The organism is Pedobacter sp. A2324, from assembly GCF_059693705.1.
Map to the genome: position 1 here is coordinate 425,491 of NZ_JCASSK010000002.1, position 20,783 is coordinate 446,273.

20 protein-coding genes are annotated in these 20,783 nt (G+C 39.7%); 10 read left to right on the top strand and 10 right to left on the bottom strand.

The genetic code is table 11. The features are described from left to right. The first annotated feature begins 64 nt into the window (after positions 1-64). Positions 65-1,441, top strand: a complete 1,377-nt coding sequence (radA, locus tag AC570I_RS06865; RefSeq protein ID WP_497404880.1) for a DNA repair protein RadA — start codon at positions 65-67, stop codon at positions 1,439-1,441. A 339-nt stretch (positions 1,442-1,780) separates the two neighbouring features. Further along, positions 1,781-2,245 (top strand): DUF4920 domain-containing protein, encoded by a 465-nt coding sequence (locus AC570I_RS06870; protein ID WP_497404881.1) that lies wholly within the window; start codon positions 1,781-1,783, stop codon positions 2,243-2,245. A 75-nt stretch (positions 2,246-2,320) separates the two neighbouring features. Here AC570I_RS06870 and AC570I_RS06875 read toward each other — a convergent pair whose 3' ends face one another. The 4 genes from AC570I_RS06875 to AC570I_RS06890 form a co-directional block, all read right to left on the bottom strand. Further along, the gene (locus tag AC570I_RS06875) at positions 2,321-3,385 is read right to left on the bottom strand and encodes a branched-chain amino acid aminotransferase (RefSeq protein ID WP_497404882.1); all 1,065 of its coding nucleotides are present in this window, start codon (positions 3,383-3,385) and stop codon (positions 2,321-2,323) included. 145 nt (positions 3,386-3,530) lie between these two features. After that, complete coding sequence (locus tag AC570I_RS06880; RefSeq protein ID WP_497404883.1) at positions 3,531-4,496, bottom strand: tryptophan 2,3-dioxygenase family protein; 966 nt, start codon at positions 4,494-4,496, stop codon at positions 3,531-3,533. Positions 4,497-4,532: 36 nt separating this feature from the next. Continuing rightward, positions 4,533-5,834, bottom strand: a complete 1,302-nt coding sequence (locus AC570I_RS06885) for an HAD-IB family phosphatase (protein ID WP_047800021.1) — start codon at positions 5,832-5,834, stop codon at positions 4,533-4,535. Next, positions 5,834-6,796, bottom strand: coding sequence for an NAD-dependent epimerase/dehydratase family protein (locus AC570I_RS06890; protein ID WP_497404884.1), 963 nt, complete (start codon positions 6,794-6,796; stop codon positions 5,834-5,836). Before AC570I_RS06890 ends, AC570I_RS06885 begins: the two co-directional genes overlap by 1 nt. Before the next feature lie 71 nt (positions 6,797-6,867). Here AC570I_RS06890 and AC570I_RS06895 point away from each other — a divergent pair, with 71 nt between their 5' ends. Further along, a complete protein-coding gene (locus AC570I_RS06895; RefSeq protein WP_047800019.1) occupies positions 6,868-8,049 on the top strand; it encodes a formimidoylglutamase in 1,182 nt (393 codons plus the stop codon). A 69-nt stretch (positions 8,050-8,118) separates the two neighbouring features. Continuing rightward, the gene (locus AC570I_RS06900; RefSeq protein WP_497404885.1) at positions 8,119-9,264 is read left to right on the top strand and encodes a redoxin domain-containing protein; all 1,146 of its coding nucleotides are present in this window, start codon (positions 8,119-8,121) and stop codon (positions 9,262-9,264) included. 82 nt (positions 9,265-9,346) lie between these two features. Here AC570I_RS06900 and purD read toward each other — a convergent pair whose 3' ends face one another. From purD to dcd, 5 genes are all read right to left on the bottom strand, one after another. Next, complete coding sequence (purD, locus tag AC570I_RS06905; RefSeq protein ID WP_497404886.1) at positions 9,347-10,618, bottom strand: phosphoribosylamine--glycine ligase; 1,272 nt, start codon at positions 10,616-10,618, stop codon at positions 9,347-9,349. A 108-nt stretch (positions 10,619-10,726) separates the two neighbouring features. Next, the gene (locus AC570I_RS06910; RefSeq protein ID WP_047800016.1) at positions 10,727-11,602 is read right to left on the bottom strand and encodes an SDR family oxidoreductase; all 876 of its coding nucleotides are present in this window, start codon (positions 11,600-11,602) and stop codon (positions 10,727-10,729) included. Between the two features lie 58 nt (positions 11,603-11,660). Beyond that, a complete protein-coding gene (locus AC570I_RS06915) occupies positions 11,661-12,422 on the bottom strand; it encodes an enoyl-CoA hydratase/isomerase family protein (protein WP_497404887.1) in 762 nt (253 codons plus the stop codon). A gap of 72 nt (positions 12,423-12,494) precedes the next feature. Further along, positions 12,495-15,185 carry a carboxypeptidase-like regulatory domain-containing protein gene (locus tag AC570I_RS06920; RefSeq protein ID WP_497404888.1) on the bottom strand — a complete coding sequence of 897 codons (2,691 nt, stop codon included), beginning with the start codon at positions 15,183-15,185 and terminating at the stop codon, positions 12,495-12,497. Positions 15,186-15,374: 189 nt separating this feature from the next. Continuing rightward, on the bottom strand, positions 15,375-15,911 hold the full coding sequence (gene dcd, locus AC570I_RS06925; RefSeq protein WP_497404889.1) for a dCTP deaminase: 537 nt from the start codon (positions 15,909-15,911) through the stop codon (positions 15,375-15,377). A gap of 71 nt (positions 15,912-15,982) precedes the next feature. On the opposite strand from dcd, the gene AC570I_RS06930 reads away from it, so the two are divergent. From AC570I_RS06930 to AC570I_RS06950, 5 genes are all read left to right on the top strand, one after another. After that, complete coding sequence (locus AC570I_RS06930; RefSeq protein WP_497404890.1) at positions 15,983-16,630, top strand: 4'-phosphopantetheinyl transferase family protein; 648 nt, start codon at positions 15,983-15,985, stop codon at positions 16,628-16,630. Positions 16,631-16,641: 11 nt separating this feature from the next. Then, positions 16,642-17,364: a lipoyl(octanoyl) transferase LipB gene (gene lipB, locus AC570I_RS06935; protein ID WP_497404891.1), complete on the top strand. Its 723-nt coding sequence runs from the start codon at positions 16,642-16,644 to the stop codon at positions 17,362-17,364. Between the two features lie 103 nt (positions 17,365-17,467). After that, positions 17,468-18,133, top strand: coding sequence for an SGNH/GDSL hydrolase family protein (locus tag AC570I_RS06940; protein ID WP_497404892.1), 666 nt, complete (start codon positions 17,468-17,470; stop codon positions 18,131-18,133). A gap of 85 nt (positions 18,134-18,218) precedes the next feature. Then, positions 18,219-18,563 (top strand): CD225/dispanin family protein, encoded by a 345-nt coding sequence (locus tag AC570I_RS06945; RefSeq protein ID WP_497404893.1) that lies wholly within the window; start codon positions 18,219-18,221, stop codon positions 18,561-18,563. Further along, positions 18,563-18,958: a DUF2752 domain-containing protein gene (locus AC570I_RS06950; RefSeq protein WP_497404894.1), complete on the top strand. Its 396-nt coding sequence runs from the start codon at positions 18,563-18,565 to the stop codon at positions 18,956-18,958. The genes AC570I_RS06945 and AC570I_RS06950 overlap by 1 nt, the downstream gene beginning before the upstream one ends. 2 nt (positions 18,959-18,960) lie before the next feature. Here AC570I_RS06950 and AC570I_RS06955 read toward each other — a convergent pair whose 3' ends face one another. Next, positions 18,961-19,701, bottom strand: a complete 741-nt coding sequence (locus tag AC570I_RS06955) for an RDD family protein (protein ID WP_497404895.1) — start codon at positions 19,699-19,701, stop codon at positions 18,961-18,963. Between the two features lie 131 nt (positions 19,702-19,832). Between AC570I_RS06955 and AC570I_RS06960 the strand changes: the two genes are divergently transcribed. After that, on the top strand, positions 19,833-20,783 hold the full coding sequence (locus AC570I_RS06960) for a stage II sporulation protein M (protein WP_497404896.1): 951 nt from the start codon (positions 19,833-19,835) through the stop codon (positions 20,781-20,783).

A 20,783-nucleotide genomic window follows, 5' to 3' on the forward strand; every position in this document is an offset into this window, starting at 1 on the left:
TTCAAAAAAATAAAAGCAGTTTCAACCCTGAAAGGTTAAATTCGTAATCTAAATCAATAATCAGTTGGCAAAATCAAAAACAGCATATTTCTGCCAGAGTTGTGGCTATGAGTCGGCAAAGTGGCTTGGAAAGTGCCCATCATGCGGGCAGTGGAATACCTTTGTAGAAGAGATTGTAGAAAAGAATTCAGCTGCCGTTCCGGCATGGAAAACAGAATCAACTACCAGAAAGGTAAGTAAACCCAATAAAGTAGATGAGATAAAGTCATCCGTTGAACGCAGGATATTGACGGGAGATAAAGAGTTAGACCGCGTACTCGGGGGTGGATTAGTGGAAGGTTCACTGGTTTTGATCGGGGGTGAACCAGGGATTGGTAAATCAACACTCATGCTTCAGCTGGCACTAAATCTGAAAGGTAAAAAATTACTTTACATCTCAGGTGAAGAAAGTGAGCAACAGATAAAAATGAGGGCAGAGCGAATTAAAGAAAGTCCCTCTTCAGATTGCTATATATTAACCGAAACCTCTACGCAAAATATCTTCAAACAAATCGAAATACTGGAGCCGGAAATATTGGTTGTCGACTCTATTCAAACCTTACATTCCTCACATATCGATTCGACGCCCGGCAGTGTATCGCAGGTAAGAGAATGTACTGCAGAATTATTGAGATTTGCTAAAGAAACAGGTGTCCCCGTTTTTTTAATTGGTCATATCACGAAAGATGGAGCCATAGCAGGCCCAAAAATCCTTGAGCATATGGTAGACACCGTATTGCAATTTGAAGGCGACAGGCATCATGTTTACCGCATTTTACGCTCAGTGAAAAACAGATTTGGAGCAGCTGCCGAACTGGGCATTTATGAAATGCAGGGAAGTGGACTGCGGGAAGTATCAAATCCGTCGGAAATCTTACTTTCACAAAGGGATGAGGAGCTAAGTGGAATTGCTGTTTCAGCAATGCTGGAAGGTGCCAGGCCCATGTTAATCGAGACACAGGCACTGGTAAGTGCAGCAGCATATGGCACACCACAACGATCAGCAACAGGGTTCGATACCAAACGAATGAATATGCTTCTCGCCGTGCTGGAAAAGCGCTGTGGTTTTAGATTAAGTACTCAAGATGTTTTTCTGAATATAGCGGGTGGTCTAAGAGTGGAGGACCCGGCAATCGACATGGCGGTACTGATAGCCATTATCTCATCACATCAGGACATACCGATATCTTCGAAAAACTGCTTTGCAGCGGAGGTTGGATTATCTGGTGAGATAAGAGCAGTGAACAGAATAGAACAGCGCATTGCTGAGGCAGATAAACTGGGTTTTGAAACCATATACATTTCCAAGTATAATTTAAAAGGAATAGATATATCTAAATACAACCTGGAAATTAAGGCAGTGAGCAAAATTGAAGAGGTATTCGAGATGATTTTTGGTTAGTATAAATGGGGAATATGGGGAAATTTTTCACCAGTTTTTTGAAGAAATAACTAAGATTCCCCAATAAAAAGTAATAATCCTTTTGGCATTCGAACGTAAAAAAATCGTAAAACACTACATATCAACAATTTAATATATTGCTTGAGAATTTGTTAATTTTTGGATTGTCATTTGCCTAATGTATTATGTTCGTACATCATGGGATGTGATGACAACAATAGGGATGATTTTCCTCGTTAGCGATCGCTAGCGAGGATTTTTTGTTTTTACTATTCAAATAAATTTTAAATAACTTTGAATAAGATAAATAACCGGAAACAAATTCTAAAATATCAGACCATGAAAAAAATTATTCTAAGCCTGGGCATTTGCTTTTTTACAGCACTTAGCTTTGCACAAACTGCTTACACCGGCCAAAAGTTTGGCGAAGAGGTAAAACCTGGAGCGGTAAAGCCTGCAGCTAAAATGGAAGCTGCTATGGGTGACAAGAATGAAGTTGACATGAAAATTGAAGGAAAGGTTGTTGATGTTTGCAAAAAGAAAGGATGCTGGATGACATTGGAGATGCCAAATGGCGACCCAATGCGGGTGACCTTTAAAGATTATGCATTCTTTATGCCTATGGATATTGTAGGTAAGAAAGTAGTACTTGATGGAATTGCGAAGAAACAAACCATATCTGTAGAAACTTTACGCCATTATGCTGAAGATGCAAAAAAAACTCCGGAAGAGGTAGCGAAAATAACCGATCCAAAAAAAGAGTTAGCGTTTGAAGCTAAAGGAGTAGTGATACTCGATAAATAAGCAAATAAAAATACATATGCAAAAAAAATCCCCGGACTTTTACGAACGGGGAATTTTTTTTGACCTAATACTGGTTTACAAAATCCAGTTCCATCCAAATTCATCTGGAACTAGTCCGTAACGGATGTCATTAAGTTTTTTAGCAATGCCATTTGATATGTACCTTGTCGAAGGATCTGTTAGTTGATAAACTTCACCTTTATAACCGATTTGGCCCACGTGGGTTACTGTAGCTGCAGTACCTGCTGCAAAAGCCTCAGTTAAAGTGCCGTTTTCGATTCCTTCGATGATTTCTTTAACAGAAACCCTGCGTTCCTCAACCTCAATACCATCTTGTTTAGCCAATTGAATAATCGTATCGCGGGTTACACCGTCTAAAACCGTACTCCGAACGGATGGCGTTACCAACTTTCCATTGATCACAAAAATTAAATTTGCAGTTCCAGCTTCCTCAATATATTCATGCGTTACTGAATCGGTCCAAATCAACTGATCAAAGCCTTCTTTCCTGGCCTGCTCGAAGGGATATAATGAACGTGCATAATTGCCTGCGGTTTTCGCGAAGCCAACTCCACCATCATCTGCACGTGTGAATTCTGTTTCAATCTTAACTTTCAACGCAGAACTGTAATAAGGACCGGTAGGTGTAGTCAATAGAACAAACTTATAGGTATCTGAAGCTTTCACGCCCAAATAAGGATCGGTAGCAAACATTACCGGACGGATGTATAAAGCATAGTCATCCTGATTTGGCACCCATTTTTCATCTACATTGATTAGGGCAGCTAAACCTTGCATAAAGATTTCTTCTGGCACGGTCGCCATCGACATCCTTTCTGCAGATTTATTGAATCTTTCGAAGTTCTTATTTGCACGGAATACGCTGATTTTGCCATCAGGCTGACGGTAGGCTTTTAAACCTTCGAAAATTGCCTGACCATAGTGCAATGCAGAAATCGCAGGGCTCATCGGGATGGGGCCATAAGGAAGAATTTGTAGGTTTTTCCACTCGCCATCCTCAAAATCGGCGGTAAACATGTGATCGGTAAAAACTTTACCAAAGGGTAATTGAGAAAAATCAGTAACAGTCAATCGGGTTTGATCGGCTTTTGTGATTTTTATATCTAGTGTCTCGGTCATGATATAGAAATTTTGAATGAGTGAATAATAGGATGATTGAGTGTAAACGATCACACTCAGCAGCTCAATACCTCACTAATGCTGTCAATAATTATTTTGCGCAAATTAATAAAAATGAAGCGCTTTTAATAGCTTTATTTGATTATTAGTCTTTGTTTTTGAGTGTTTTGAGTACACTAAGCACCCAACCTTTCCCCCATTCTTCCATCTGCTCGTTTGTCCATAAAAACGGATAAAAAATTCTCTTTTGAAAACGCGGAGGCAAATATTTTTGCCAGTTTGTACCACCCGTTGCAGCTACATCTACCGGATCTTTTTCTAAGTAACGAACAGCTGATTTATAATGTGATAAAGGCCATTCAACATTTACATACAAATCGAGTTTGCGGAGTTCTTCCGCTAATGCTGAAACATCAGCCCCGCTCAACTGGAGCTGATGATAGAGCGCCGAAAGATTAGTATCTGATCGTTCCTTCGCAAGCTGCAAAAATTGATTAGCATATTTTTTAATAAACTGCTTCAATGTTAATGTCTGTTTACCTGATGCCAGCTCGGTAGCGCCAAATTTCCAGTAAATATGTTCGAATTGCTCCTCAATGGTTGCATTCCTTAAATCTTCACGCTTGCTTTTATCTACCAGGCGAGTAAAATCCGTAGCACAAATTTCAATCATTCTATACTGCCCCGATTGAAAACCACTTGCAGGTAAAAGAGACATCCGGAATTTTAAAAACTGTTCTTTCTCCATCCCGTCCACCATCACTTCAAAAGAAGTCGTCAAGGCATTGAAATAGGCATTGATCCGTTTTACCCTCGCCGTGAAAAATTCTGCCGTCAGATTTTCATGTTCTGAGATCTGTCTGAATTCATGTAAAGAGAGCTTGAAATAAAGTTCCGTAATCTGATGATACATGATAAAAATCTCTTCATCAGGAATAGGGGTTTTAGGACTCTGTAAGCTTAATAAAGTATCAAGGTGAATATAGTCCCAATAAGTAAGAAAATCCGCATAAAGCAATCCGTCAAGGTATGAAGCCATATCCTGCCCCATAGCTGTGTACTTTTCCTGCAGCTGGTTTAGTTTGTTTAAAATTTCCGGTGTAAAATCCATTTAAATCATTAAGTATTTAGTATTGGTCACTTGCTTTTAATACAGGACCCTGAACTTTATGGTATGTTCAATTTTTTTAAGCGATTTAAATAACTGCTTATCATATTCCGTGTTAATGTCTGTAATGGCATATCCGATTTCCGGATTCGTCATCAAAAACTGGCTAACGATATTGATATCATGTTTGGCAAAAACCGTATTGATATTAGCCATAATGCCCGGCACATTTTTATGTATATGGATTAAACGATGAGACTTGTCGATTTTAGGAAGTTGAAGATTTGGAAAATTGGTACTCAAATAAGTAGCACCCGTATTCATAAAATCAGCCACACGCTTGGGAATAAAATCGAAATTACGGGGATTATGTTTAGCATCATCGAAAACAACAATACCCTGTTTCGTGCAAAGATCAAGGTCAATTTTATTTTTAGAGTTACCTAAATAACCGATCGTTTTAAGTTTTGCGGCGTCCTTAAGTTTTTCTCTATCCATGTTTTCTCCATCTGCATAAAGAATCATACCAACATCTTTAATGTATTTGTCTTCAAATGAAGATTTATGCCTGATAGAAAAGCCATCATTTTTAAGAATCGCCAGGCTTCTGGGATCAACATCTCCGATTACCAGACACAAAATTCTGTTCTTTGGATATGATATAGCCCTGGGTAGATCATTCACATAAAGAAATTCATCAAAACTCGGTGTAACGTGATCTGCTTTGGCAACAATACTTTCCCTCGAGATATTTTCAGTAAATGCAAAAAACTTGTTAATCAATCCACTTTCTCTTAACTGGAAATCTGAGTATCCGTCGCCAATACCAAAAAGTTCTCCCTCCAGCTTAAGATGCTGAAGCAATTTAACTTTGCCGCCCTCCTCACTCAAAGGGTTGGCATGGTCATAGTCGATAATCTTACCATCACCTGTAGTAACAAAGGTATTGGCATAAATATTTTCCTTTTTAATGTGGTATTGACTAACAACCGGAGTAATAAATTCTTTAAAACCACCGGAAACAATTAGTACATCATCGCTGTGCTTTTTAAAAAAATCTGCATTACGCGAAAATGAAGTAGAAACTTTTTTCTTCAGGTGCTTAATCAGCTGCTTCAGATGCTCTTCATTTGCTTCCAGAAGTTTAACACGCTGGGCTAAGCTTTCTGAAAAAGATAGTTTACCTTCCATAGCCAGGTTGGTATAATCTTCAATTTTCTGGTAAATGGCTTCTCTTTCAGGGTGGTTCTTCAAAGAGATTCTGGCGAGTTCGTCAAGCGCTTCTACCTGTGTAAAAGTGCTATCGAAATCGATGATGTAATAGGATTTTTGTTTGGGCATTATTTTAAATATTGGGTAATTTCCTTAATGCTTTGCAAAACTGGTTTAAATACAATTCCAGTTTGCTCAATCACTTTATTATTATTGTAATAACTAAAAGTTACACTGCTTTTTGCGGTATCTTTAGTTATTGATGGGTCACTTCCTGTAAATACAGATACTAATTTCAATGTACGCCAGGCAATTCCAAGCATCCAGCCCTTTGCTTCTTTTTTAGGCGGCTCAACATTAAAGCCATTGGCTATTGCCGCAAATAACTCTTTATAATGGATATCTCCCGCAGATATGATATAACGTTCACCTCGTATCTCTGAATCCATTAATAATATCATTGCACGTACCACATCTTCCACATCCACAAATCCAGATGCCCCATTGGTATAAAAAGGAAAACCACCTTTAACAAGTTTAAATATTGCACCACTCCCTTCAAAACCCGCATTTTTCCCGATGATTACCGAAGGGTTGACAATAATGGCATTAAGCCCCTCATTAATTCCTCGCCATACTTCCATTTCGCCCTCGTATTTTGACAAGCCATAGGCATGGGCTTTGGAATCATACTCCCAGAAATCTTTTTCGGTGATTTTACTGCCTTTCTTTGCCAGCCCCAGCGCGGCAACCGAACTTACATGAAGCAGACGGCAATTGTTCTCAACACAAAGGTTAACAACGTTAGAGGTCCCTTCTATGTTGACATGAAAAAGTTGCTTTTTATATTTTGGACTCAATGAAACAAAGGCCGCACAGTGGTAAACCTGGGTTATCCCTTCGAATGCTGTTTGCAGATCTGCAGGCTCATTAATATCCGAGATAACCCATTCTACCAATGGATTTTCGGCTATTAAAGCAGGAACTTTAGAATTCTTCCTTTTCAGCGCCCGTACAGCAGAACCATGATCAGTTAACTGCTTTATCAATTCAGACCCTAAAAATCCAGTTCCTCCGGTTACCAGTATCATTTTATTTTTTTCAAGCTATATGTGGAAATACGCATTCAAAAATAGATATTTGAGGCGAGAGTTTTAAATATATGTCGCTAACGGATTTCTTTTCACCAGTAAACCCTGATAGTTTTACACCCAAACAAGGTTTTTTCACCAGTCAGCTTGGTTTAAAAGCACACATCCACTCTGAATCATTTCCCGATTTTGACGAAAACACCTACGATTTAGCTATTATCGGTGTATTAGACGGAAGGGGCGCTGTTAATAACGAAGGCTGCGCTTTAGGCCCTGATTATTTCAGAGAAAAGTTTTACCGCCTTAACGAAGGTGCCTTTAATTGCCGGATTGCTGATTTGGGAAACATCAAACACGGGGCTACTATTGCCGACACTTACATAGCGATGAAAATGGTCGTTTCCGAGTTGATTAAAAAAGATATTATACCCATTATTATCGGAGGTGGACAAGATCTCACCTATGGACAATACCTGGGGTATGAAGACCTGGAACAAAAGGTAGACCTGGTGGTAATCGATAATCAGTTTGATATTGGAGATGATGAACGTGATGGGATTGAAACCCGGTCGGATTGTTATCTGAACAAAATTTTCCTTCACCAGCCGAATTATCTTTTTAATTATAGCAATGTGGGCTATCAGACTTATTTTGTGAACCAGGAAAGTCTGAGTGTAATGGATAAACTGTATTTCGATGTTCACCGTCTTGGTGAATTTGCACAGGATATTACTTTAACAGAGCCTATTATCCGCAATGCCAACATGATTAGCTTTGATATCGGCGCAATCCGTTCGGCAGATGCAGCTGCAAACTCCAACACCACACCCAATGGTTTCGATGGAGAAGAAGCCTGCAGAATATCAAGATATGCAGGGATGAACGATAAATTAACGTCTATCGGGTTTTACGAATTCAATCCAGCCTATGATAATAACGGCCAGACTGCTTTTTTACTGGCACAAATGGTTTGGTATTTTGTAGATGGATTTTATGCCCGTAAGAAAGATTTTCCATTGACGCCAAAATCACAGTTTATGATTTACCGAACCAGTCTAAAAGATGGCTCTGGTGAGATGGTATTTGTTAAAAGTAAAAAGTCAGATCGTTGGTGGATGCAGGTACCTTATCCTTCAGGACAATCGCAAAATGAACGTTATCATTTGGTACCCTGCCGGTACGATGATTACCAGACTGCTGTAAATGGTGAGATGCCTGATCTGTGGTGGAGAACCTATCAAAAGCTATCATAATTTTACACATCAATTTACGTTTTAGGCATACAATATATCTATCTTTGAACTGATTAAACTAACCCCCACATGAAAAAAATATTATTTTCTGCGATAGCACTTTTGCCACTCGCAGCAATTGCTCAAAAACCATTTACCCTTAGCGGAGATGTAAAAGGTCTTAAAACCGGTGATAAAGTTTACCTTATTTATCAGGGTGACGGTAAGAATGTAACCGATTCAGCAACCGTAGCCAATGGCGCCTTTGCGTTCAAAGGATCTTTAGCTACTCCGGCACAGGGAAGTTTATATTTAAACAAAAACCCTTATGTTAACCGCCCTGCACAGGGAGAGAAATTGGATGGATTATCACTTTACGTTGAACCTGGAAACCTTAAATTAGCCGCAGCCGATTCTTTAAAAAATGCGGTGATTACCGGTTCACTGGTAAACGACGATGCCAAAAAATTAAAAGCCATAACAAAGCCTGTAAACGATCAGCTTGCCGCAATCAATACAGAATATGCCGGGTATACTCCAGAGCAAAAACAAAATAAAGACACCATGGATGGCTTAAGAGCCCGTTATGAAAAAGCGGCTGAAGGTATGCCACCATTATTATTGCAATATGCAAATGCCAATCCAAAATCTTTTATCAGCCTCTCGGTAATTAGTCAGTTAGCAAGCGATCCTGACCAAGCCGTTGCTGCAGAAAAAGCATTTACCGCATTGTCTCCTGAATTGAAAGCATCTACAATAGGAAAGCAACTCACCCAGATGTTCGATGCAGGCAGAAAAACAGCTGTAGGCGTAATGGCCATGGACTTTACACAGGCAGATACCGCTGGAAAACCGGTGAAGTTATCCGACTTTAAAGGTAAATACGTGCTGGTTGACTTCTGGGCATCATGGTGTGGACCATGTCGCCAGGAAAATCCTAATGTAGTTGTGGCCTATAACAAATTTAAGGACAAAGGCTTTACAGTTCTTGGCGTATCTCTTGATCGTCCAGGGAAAAAAGATGCGTGGTTAAAAGCAATCGCAGATGATAAACTAGCCTGGACACATGTTTCAGACTTAAAATTCTGGGATAATGAAGTAGCTAAAATGTATGGTATCCGTTCAATTCCGGCCAACTTTTTAATTGATCCGACCGGAAAAATCATTGCGAAAGGGTTAAGAGAGCAAGCTTTACAAGATAAACTTCAGGAATTACTGGGAAGTAAATCGAAATAAGAATATAACAAAAAATTAAAGCCGCAGGCTGACAGATTTATTTGAATATCTGTTAACCTGCGGCTTTCTGCATATAAATATATTAAACCAGATCGAATCCGATATCTTCCCTGAAATATTTCCCATCAAAGTAGATTCTTCCTGCATCAGCAGTGGCAGATTGAAGGGCAGTAAACAAATCTTTCTGAAGGCTGGTAATTGCAATCACACGGCCGCCATTGGTTTTAACTACATCGTTATCTAAAATAGTTCCTGCATGAAAAGCATTGGAGTGACGAAGGTTTTCAATCCCTGCAATTGCTTTCCCTTTCAGGTATTCGCCCGGATAGCCACCCGCAACTATCATCACCGTAGCCGCCGTTTGTTCAGAAATAACCAGATTTACCTGATTAAGTTGCTTATTAGCTGTAGCTAAAAACAATTCCACCAGGTCGTTTTCAATTCTTGGAATCACGCTTTCAGTTTCAGGATCACCCATACGGGCATTGTACTCGATAACATAAGGATCATCACCCACCTTAATCAATCCAAAGAAAATAAAACCTGTATAGTCAATATTATCTTTCTTTAAACCATCTACCGTAGGCCTGATAATCCTTTCTTCTACTTTTTCAAGAAACTCAGGGGTAGCAAAGGGCACTGGTGAAACAGAACCCATACCGCCGGTATTTAAACCAGTATCGCCCTGACCAATCCGCTTATAATCTTTTGCAGATGGCAGAGTTATGTAGTTTTCACCATCGGTTAAAATGAAAACAGAAAGCTCAATTCCACTTAAAAATTCTTCTATTACAACTGTTGCACCTGCTGCACCGAATTTACCACCAAGCATTAATTTCAGTTCTTCCTGCGCTTCAACAGTTTCGGTGCAAATCAAAACACCTTTCCCGGCTGCCAATCCATCGGCTTTTAAAACCACAGGCAGGGCATGCGTTTCCAGGTAAGCTAATCCGTCTTCGAGTGTCTCAGGCGTAAAAGATTTCGATGCCGCAGTCGGAATACCATGACGCTCCATAAACTGCTTCGAAAAATCTTTACTTCCCTCTAAAATTGCGCCTTCTTTTTTAGGGCCAATTACAGGGATATGTGACAGAGATTGGTCGGCCAGAAAAAAATCATGAATCCCGTTTACTAAAGGCTCTTCCGGCCCAACAACGACTAACTCAATGTTTTCGGCTAATACTACCTTTTTGATGGAATCAAAATCGTTTACATTGATATTAATGTTTGTTCCGTAAACACCTGTGCCACCGTTACCTGGTGCAATAATCAACTTATCGCAGTGCGAAGACTGGCTCATTTTCCAGGCGAATGCACTTTCTCTGCCGCCTGAACCTAATAGTAAGATATTCATGCCGGCAAAGATAGCAAATGAGGGATGTAAAAGGTAAGCTGAGCCAGGGAAAATGAAAAAGTTATCTGATGAAAGATGCTGACCACATCATACACCCAATATTTCACATTACTTCGCGTTTCGTGTCATCTGCTCTAACATATCCCACATCTCTGATGGAATGGCTTCCAGACCATTCATTTGACCGGCTCCCTGCAGCCATTCTCCTCCATCTATGGTAATCACTTCTCCGTTAATATATCCAGAAAAATCACTCACTAAAAATGCAGCAAGATTCGCCAGTTCCTGATGATCGCCCACTCTTTTAAGCGGAACACGATTCTTGAAATCAAATTTCTTAGCTAAATCGCCAGGCAATAAACGTTCCCAGGCACCTTTGGTTGGAAATGGCCCAGGCGCAATGGCATTGGTTCTGATCCCATATTTACCCCATTCAACCGCCAATGAACGTGTAAGTGCCAAAACCCCACCCTTTGCACAGGCAGATGGGACAACATAGGCCGAGCCTGTAAAAGCGTAAGTGGTAATAATATTCAATACCGTTGCTGCTTGCTTTTCCTTAATCCAGTGCTTTCCAAATGTTAGGGTACAATTAACCGTTCCTTTTAAAACAATGTCAATAATGGACGAAAAAGCATTCGCTGATAAGCGTTCGGTAGGTGATATAAAATTACCCGCAGCATTGTTTAGCAAAATATCAACTGAGCCAAATCTTTCTAATGCTTTAGCCAAAACGTTTTCTACCTGTTCCACTTCACGTACATCACAGGCTACGGCTAAAACTTTACCGCCCGTTTTTTCCTCCATCTCATCAGCAGTTTTTTGCAATACTTCCTGTTTACGACTGGTAATTACCAAATTAGCCCCTAGCTTCAAAAAGTATACACCCATTGCTTTGCCCAAGCCTGTACCACCACCTGTTATCACAATGGTTTTTCCTTTTAAAGTGTCTTCTCTAAGCATGGGCTGATTAAATGCGAACATAATATTTGGTTGTTATAGGTGAAAAATAGTAGATAGATGGTAGAAAACCCTAAAGTGATTATTTTCGCTGAAGACTCTCCAGAATAGTTTTCAGGATATGGCGTGTAGCTGGCGACCACCATTGCTTCAACATTTTTTCAAGCGTTTCAGATTGATCTGCATTCATGGCCGCGATGAGTTCGGCTCTGATGTTTAATTTACTTTCCGACCACGTATTAGGTTCCAGCTCCATAAACTTTTTGATTTTCCTTTCAGCAGCAGTAAGTAAACTTTCATTTTTCACCAGCTCATCGACCAGGCCAACTGAAAGTGCTTCTTCAGGCTGGTATAATTTACCGGTTAATAAACTTCTTGAGGCTTCAGCTTTCCCTAACCAAAATGAATAAAGCTGAAAAATACTATTGGGAACAATAATACCCACAGGAACTTCATTCAAACCAATAATAAATTGTCCCTCTGCCATAATCCGTGCATCGCAAGCCAGAGCAATTACGCATCCACCAGCCGGGCTGTGCCCGCTTATAGCAGCAATTAAAGGCTTCTTGAAAGAAACGATGTTGGCTGTAAATCCAAAAAATAATTGGAAAAAAGATTTTGCTTCTTCTTCGTTATAACTGTACAGCTCTACCAAATCCAATCCTGCTGAGAAAAAAGGTGCTGTGCCTGTTAAAATTACGCCGCCAATATTATCGTCGGCAGAAATGTTTTTGAGCATGTCGTCAAGTTCAGTAATCAGCTCCCGGTTTAAGGCATTAGACTTACCGCGACTTAAAGTAATGGTGGCTAAACGATCTTTTACACTTACCTTAATTGTATTCATGTTTCGGATTTAAAATTTGAACACTACACAAACAGCTATGCTTGCATAATATTCAAATTTATTTATTTTTAGCTATTTTACATCATAAGTGTAAACTTTTCTTCCTAAATGCCCAACAGCATCTATACCTTCAATTACTACCCGGTAAGTACCGGGCTCATCGGCATTATAGAATTCAAATTTGGCCTTTCCATCTTTATCGGCCACTACTTGTGGATTCCAGTAAATGGTAGTTCTATAGTCGGCTTTATTGCTATTATTAGCAGAATCATATTTAGGGGCATAAAACTCCCTCGAAACCGAAAAGCCTTTTGGATTGAAAGTTACAATACCCGGAGCATAGCGATCGTAGGTTCTCCCGCCGTCGCCACGTTTGGTTGTAATAATGATTACACCACCACCACCTTGTGAACCATAAATAGCTGTATTGCCGATACTTTTCAATAATTCAATTGACTCTACATCCATAGGTGAAACGTTATCCAGGAAATCAGCCTCCATTTGCATTCCATCCACAATCAACTGAATTGGGGTATTCTGGCTGCGCATCAGATAAGGGATATTCCCACGGAAAATGACCCCAGGCAAGCGTCCCTGAAGACATTGCGATAATGTAACACAGGTCGACAGATCAGCCGCTGTCATCACATAATCAGCACGGCCCGCCCCATTCAAATTTGATGAGTTCTTCGCCGGATTTTTCTTTTCGGTAATGGTCACCTCATCCAGTTTGATTGTTTTTTCGAGCAGACCTAACCTCGTCATCTCGTTAAAGTAGTTGTCGCTCTCCTTAATGTACTTCATCAGCGTATTATTGACATTAACATCCACTTCAGCACCATTTCTATTCTTGGTTACAATTTGCCCGGGGATAACATCCAGATTAATTTCGACAAATTTCCGATCGGTTTTTGTTCTGGCCTGCACCACAAATTTAGTGCTATCGCTAAAACTCAGGTTATCGAAAACAAACTTTCCCTCAGCATTGGTCACGGTATCCAGAATATACATCGTACCTTTTGTGGCCATCAGCATTACCTTACCATTCGGCACCGGTTTATTCCCTTTCATTACAGTTCCGCTAACTGTAATGGATTGCTCTGGCTTGTAGGTAATATTCGGACCAACATTGCTAATGACGTTTTTCCATAAAAACCTTCTCCATCCCTGCGTAAGCATCAGGTTGTCCAGTTCTTTCTGTGTTTGAACATCCTCCTTTAAAAAGTAATGATTAGGTTTTTCTACATAACCGGTCAAATCTGAGGTGAGTAACAGCGAAGTGTAGATATTGCTTTCATTATCCTCATCGGGCGAAACTTTACTGGCATTGGTAACCGCCACAGAGAAACTACCCAACACTGGGCTGGAACCATTACTGGCGTCAAAAGCAAAACTGGCCTTGCCTTTTCTTTGTGCAGATACGCCTGAAGTGCCCAGATTAAGATCGATGAAATCAGCCTTATTATGGTTAAATATCAATCTTTCAGCAACCGGCTGATTATTTGCCGAAAACAGGGTAAATTGAACAATCCCTTCCGGTAGGTTCTTTTTAGGAATATTTGCTAACAATACTTGTTTGTCCATTTTCGCTTTGGAAACATAATATACATTACCTCCGCTTTGTGCCACTACTTTCAACTCTGCGCTATTTACCAGATCGGCACTCGCCATTATCCTGAGTATAACCTTACTGGTGTCAGTATTATTCAGCGCAATTGCATAGCCGCTTTTGGCCGCCACCGGAAGCTTGAATGTTTTCTCTGAACCGTCTTTAAATTTGACTTTGGCAGTGTAGGTTTTTCCGCTTTGAGAATTAAATACAAGATTACCCATACCCAGATAAGCAGTCGAAAAAGTAGTAACCGTATTGCCTTCGTTATCTACAATTGCGCCTTCAACGTCCTCTCCACGTCCATTGGCTGAAATGGCCTTTATCCCCACTTTCTGCGGCAGTTCCTCAACCAGCGTTCCTCCTTCAGGAAAAAACTGAACGTCCACATCATTTGAGGTCGATGTGATCGGAATGGATTTAAAGATCTTTTCCTTATTTGCAAGGGTAAGTGTAGCCAAAATCTTGCCTGATTTATTCTGGAAAGACTGATTATTCGTGAAGTTGATGGTCACATTACCCTGTAAATCTGTCTTTGCCCTCCCCCTTGCAACAGAACGATAATCCAGCTGCACATCATAGCTTACATCATTTTCACTATACGCAATACCATTTTTATCTTCAAAATGAATGGTTGCGGCAACTTTATCGGTGGTGTTTTCCTTACTGTAGCTATAGGTTGTTTTCGTAAAAACTTTATTGGCCCAGCTATTCCCAATTTTGATGGTTTTGTCAAAAAAGAAATCAGTGCCAAAGTTACGCATGTAGTTCGTGTAGGCGCGGATTCTATAATTACCCTCCCCAAGCGAATCCGTAAGTTTGAAATCACCCCAGGTGATTCCTCCCATCACAGGAAGTTTGATGATTTTTTTAACGGAATCTTTTTCATTAATCAGCTCTACATATAAAATCCTGCTGATATTTGACGGTGCCGCCGTTTTGGTATTCAAAACGTAAGCTTTAAACCAGATATCATCACCAATCGCGTAATAAGGTTTATCTAAATGTAAATGGACTTTTTCCTGTGGATAGTTATTGGTATAGGCTTCAAACTTTTTGAGTAATTCTGCAAAGGGATCATCATCTGATACAAATGCCGTAAAACCAAATAATCCAATAAAAAAGCAGAGCGTTAATGTAATTTTGAGTTTCATGTGTCGAGTTAAAATAAATATGCCTCAAGGTACAAAACCTGAGGCATATTTCGATGAAGTTCTAATGAATTTCGACTTTAACCGAAATGTTACAATCGACTGCAAAATAGGACTTTAATAACTGAAAATCCCCCCACAGTTTTTGAGCTTACGCTGCTGTAAACACTATATAAATGGGTATTATGAAAATTAAAACTTATTCTTCCACATCATGCTTTCAACAGGTCGGGTGGTTTTATTGTTATACTTTGCATTGCCCTTGGTATTGTACATGGTATCGATCTTCCCTTCAACTACGAAGTAAATCAGCTGACCTACGGGCATTCCTGCATATATTTTTACTGGTTGAGCCACAGAGATTTCTAAAGTCCATGTATTGCAAAAACCGACATCTCCTTTTCCGGCTGTAGCATGAATATCAATTCCCAGGCGACCTGTACTGCTTTTACCTTCCAGAAATGGAACATGCGCATGTGTTTCCGTATATTCCAACGTTACCCCCAGGTATAATGTTCCCGGCTGAAGAACGAAGCCATCTTTAGGAATTTCGAAATGTTCAATTTCGTTATGGACTTTCGCATCCAGAACACGGTTTTTGTAAGTAGCTAAATATTTACCCAAATGAACATCGTATGAATTGGTGCCTAAACACTCGCGTTTAAATGGCTCAATAATGATTGTTCCCTTATCTATCTCCTCTAATATTCTGCTATCAGATAATATCATTTTTATGCGTATTTTTGGACTAAATTATCATTTATTTAAGATAATTTTGCATGTAATCTCCAATTAAATAAATGCCAATAGTTTACAACAAAGATATTGATCAGCATTCGGTTTTAGCAATCTGGAAAATTGAGGAAACCGAAGAAGAACTGTTGGCTGGCTTACAGCTGAAACAACACGAACTGGATATTATTTCATCATTAAACAGTGGCAAAAGACTGCTGCACTGGCTAAGTACTCGCCTACTGCTCAGAAAAATGTTGAATACTGATGAATATATTGATTGCCAGTTCGATAGAGATGGAAAACCTTACCTGGTTAATTTCGACTACCACATCTCTTTAAGTCACTCTTATGATTATGCCGCTGTGATGATCAGCAAAGAGCATGCAGTGGGGGTTGATATAGAGTTAATCAAACATAAAATAAAAACGATAAAACACAAGTTTTTAAGCGACGTTGAACTTGCTCAAAAGCAACTTGGCGACAACATAGAAGGTTTATATGTAGCATGGTGTGCCAAAGAGGCCATTTACAAATGGCATGGCAAAAAAGGACTAGAGTTTAAAGCGCATATTCATATTAAGCCATTTAAACTGAAAAATGAAGGCAGTTTAAGTGCGATTGTTGAATTGCCAGCAGGCACTATAGAACTTGGTGTAAATTATTTTAAAACGAAAGACGGATATATGTTGGGCTACGTAGCTAATCCTTCTTAAACATATTTGTGATGAAAGAAACAGCGGGAAAGGATTTGATTTTGATACCCACTCAATTTATAGACTGGGGTTTAACAGATTATCAGGAAGCCTGGGACAAACAGGAGGATTTGCTGAATAAAACGGTAGCGATTAAAACTGAAAACCGGCTCAATAACACACATACGCCCACGCCGAATTACCTGATCTTCTGTGAGCACCCTCATGTTTACACGCTTGGTAAAAGTGGCCATCCTGAAAATCTGTTGTTAGATGAGCAGGGGCTTAAAGATAAGCAGGCAACCTACTATAAGATTAACAGGGGAGGCGACATTACCTATCACGGACCAGGACAAATTGTAGGTTATCCGATTTTAGACCTCGACAACTTCTTCACAGATATACATCTTTACCTTCGCACCCTGGAAGAAGCCGTTATTCTGACTTTAAAAGACTACGGCATTGAAGCGGGAAGATACCCGGGATATACTGGTGTATGGCTTGATCCGGATAATGACAAAGCCCGTAAAATCTGTGCGATGGGTGTTCGCTGCAGCCGTTGGGTAACCATGCATGGTTTCGCCTTCAACGTAAACGTAGATCTCAATTATTTTAAAAATATTGTTCCTTGTGGTATTGATGATAAAGCCGTAACGTCACTTAAAGCCGAACTGGGATATGAGCTAAATATGGAAGAGGTAGAAGAAAAACTCAAAAATCATATTGCAGATTTGTTTAAGATGGCACTGATTTAACCGGCAAATCTTTTTTCCCATACTTTGCGTAAGTTCTTTTATGAAACTTGCCACCTGCATTTTATTTTCTTTATTATCTTCGGCCTGTACTAAAAAAGCAGAAATGTCGGACACGCAGCAACCCGTTCAAATCATCACACAGGATACATCAGCACAAAAAGCGAAATTCACTTACCTGGCGTTAGGTGATTCCTATACAATAGGCGAATCTGTCACCCAGTCTGAGTCCTTTCCTTATCAACTTCAGCAGCTATTGAAAAACAATAATTTTCAGGTTGCTGATCCAAAAATCATTGCAAAAACCGGGTGGACTACAAATGAGCTTCAAACTGCAATCGCGACCGAAAACATCACTACTACATTCAGTTTCGTCACCCTGCTGATAGGAGTCAATAACCAATACCGGGAATATCCCTTAAATACCTATAAAAAAGAGTTTTCAGAGTTGCTGCAAAAGGCCATCGCATTTGCAGGTGGAAATAAGACCAGAGTTTTTGTTGTTTCCATTCCGGATTGGGGAGTTACACCATTCGCGAAAAGTTCCGGAAAAAATCCAGAGACTATTGCGAAGGAAATTGATGAATTCAATAAAGCTAACGAAGAAATTACACTTGCGGCTGGGGCAACTTACACGACTATAACCACGGCATCCCGAAGAGCAAAAACCGATCCTTCGCTTATTGCATCAGACGGTTTGCACCCGAGCGCAAAGATGTATGGCGAATGGGCACAGACTTTATTTCAACGGGTTAACGCATCACTTAAATAATTTCATGTCCTGTTTACTTTGTTTTTAAATTAAAAATTTTACATTAGTTTAACTATTTAAATTAAAACCTATTTAAACATTAGACATGGAAGATCAGAAACCTAATGAACAAGCTCCCTTTGGGCAACAACCCTTCGGCCAAAGCCCTTTTGGAAACAATCCTGGACCGGCACCTAAAAACTGGCTTGTAGAATCAATTCTTGTAACCTTATTTTGTTGCCTTCCTTTTGGAATCGCCGGCATTGTGAATGCCGCAAGTGTGAACAGCAAATACGCTATGGGCGATTTCGCTGGTGCTCAGGCAGCATCTGCAGCAGCAGGAAAGTGGACTAAAATCGGCTTTTTCATAGGAATAGGCGTTTACGTTTTATACATTCTTTTCTTTGTTGTATTAGGAATGGGCGGAGCCATGATGAGCAATTACAGATAATGAAATTGAAATACACCTTGGGAATTGTTTTGGTGGTGATATTATGTGTTGTATACTATCGTTATAATCCTGAGGTGTATCATTTTTTCCCCGAATGCCCCTTCCATAAATATACCAGGCTCGACTGCCCCGGTTGTGGTTCACAACGATCAATACATGCATTGCTTAACGGTGATATTTCAAAGGCAATTAACTATAACTTATTATTAGTATTAAGTTTGCCAATACTGCTCGTTCACTTTAGCTTAAAGGCCTTAACCTATATTACCGGTAAAGATTATGAGTTAAATATCTGGTATAAACCAATTACACCAAAAATTATTTTTGTAGTGGTTATGATTTTCTGGATCGCCAGAAACATTCCAAAAGAGCCTTTTCAATATCTGGCTGCTTAAACTTAAATGGCAAGAGAAGTTAGGTGTTTATAATCCTTCAAGACTGCTTCGAGAAACTGTAGTTCATTCATCCCGGCAGGTACCTGCACTGCGATATGAGATTTAATTTTTGCCGCCAGAGCATAAATCAGTTCAGTATTGTTGGTTTGATAGTAACCAATCAAAACCTCATGAATCAGTTCTGCTTCACGATCAGAAAGGTGTAATACTTCTTTAAATTGCGCTTCATATGTCTCCGGTAACACAAAGCTAAATGCAACATTTTCGTACTGCGTACGGGGTGTTGTTTTAATCAAAGTAGTTTTGGCCAGCATATCACCCAAACGCTGATGGTTTTTACTTACAGCTACTGCCACAAGCGCTACAACTCCCCAACCGAAGGGAAAACCAAAATCTATTGCCCTAAATAACCACCGCATTAAATACTGACTGAAGGTTGGCTGGGTACCATCAATACTAATTACCTTTACTTTCATTACCCGTTTACCAACAGTTTGCCCGTTCATCACCATCTCGCAAACCAGGTCATAAAAAACAAAAATAGCCATGTACACGAAAAACAGAGTCATGGCAGCATATCCCGACATGCCCATCTGCGCGATCAGCATTAAAACTACGAAAATCACGGCCAGTGCTAAAAATATACCGATATCTATACATCTGGCGGCAATCCGCTCTCCTAAACCTGCAATTTCATAATCGATATCTATATTTTGAGAAGTGTTAATCCTGATGCTATCCATATATCAAACATAATTTTTTTTAAGGAGATCTCCATAGCCCCTGCAAAAATTATAAACCGACTTTTCGCCCAGCATTTTTTTTATCCCTGAAAATTTAACTATTTTAACCCAAGATTTGGTAACGCCTTTACATGAGAGAAGCATTATTTGTTAAACAAAATTCAGACAAATGGCAGCGATATGAAAATATGCGCCAGGCTAATCCCGATGAAATTGCGACACAATTCATAGAAATCACTAACGACCTGGCTTATGCCAGAACTTTTTATCCCGATTCAAAAACAACAGCTTACCTAAATGGACTGGCTTCAAAACTCCATCAATCGGTTTATAAAAATAAAAAAGAAAAAACCAGCCGCTTTATCAATTTCTGGAAAACAGAACTACCGCTACTTTTTTTTGTTCACCGAAAGCAAATCTTTTATGCCCTGGCCTTTTTTCTGGTGGCCTGCGCAATTGGTGTGCTCTCTGCAAAATACGACGACACCTTCGTGCGCCTCATTATGGGAGATGAATACGTAAACATGACTATTGAGAACATTGCAAAAGGCGATCCGTTCGGCGTGTATAAACATCAGAATGAACTTGTTATGTTCGTTCAAATTGGCTCCAACAATATTTTCGTAGCCCTTTATACTTTCGTTCTCGGTATTATTTTTTCTATTGGCACCATTGTTTCCTTGTTTAGAAATGGCATTATGCTGGGATCTTTCCAATACTTTTTTTTTAGTAAAGGTCTGGGTATCCAATCTGTTCTTGTCATCTGGATCCACGGTACACTGGAAATTTCAGCAATTGTACTGGCCGGCGCCGCCGGCCTGGTTTTAGGTAATAGCTTTTTGTTTCCTAAAACTTATACAAGGAAAGCATCCGTTTTAAAAGGGGCAAAAGACGGACTTAAAATGGTCATCGGCCTGGTACCCATCTTTATCGTCGCCGCAATTTTCGAAAGCTTTGTTACCCGACACACCGAAATGCCATGGATCTTAAGTTCGCTGATACTCTTAATATCCGCAGCATTTATGGTTTGGTATGTGATTATCTATCCGCTCAAATTATCTAAAAAAACGACTGTTAATTAA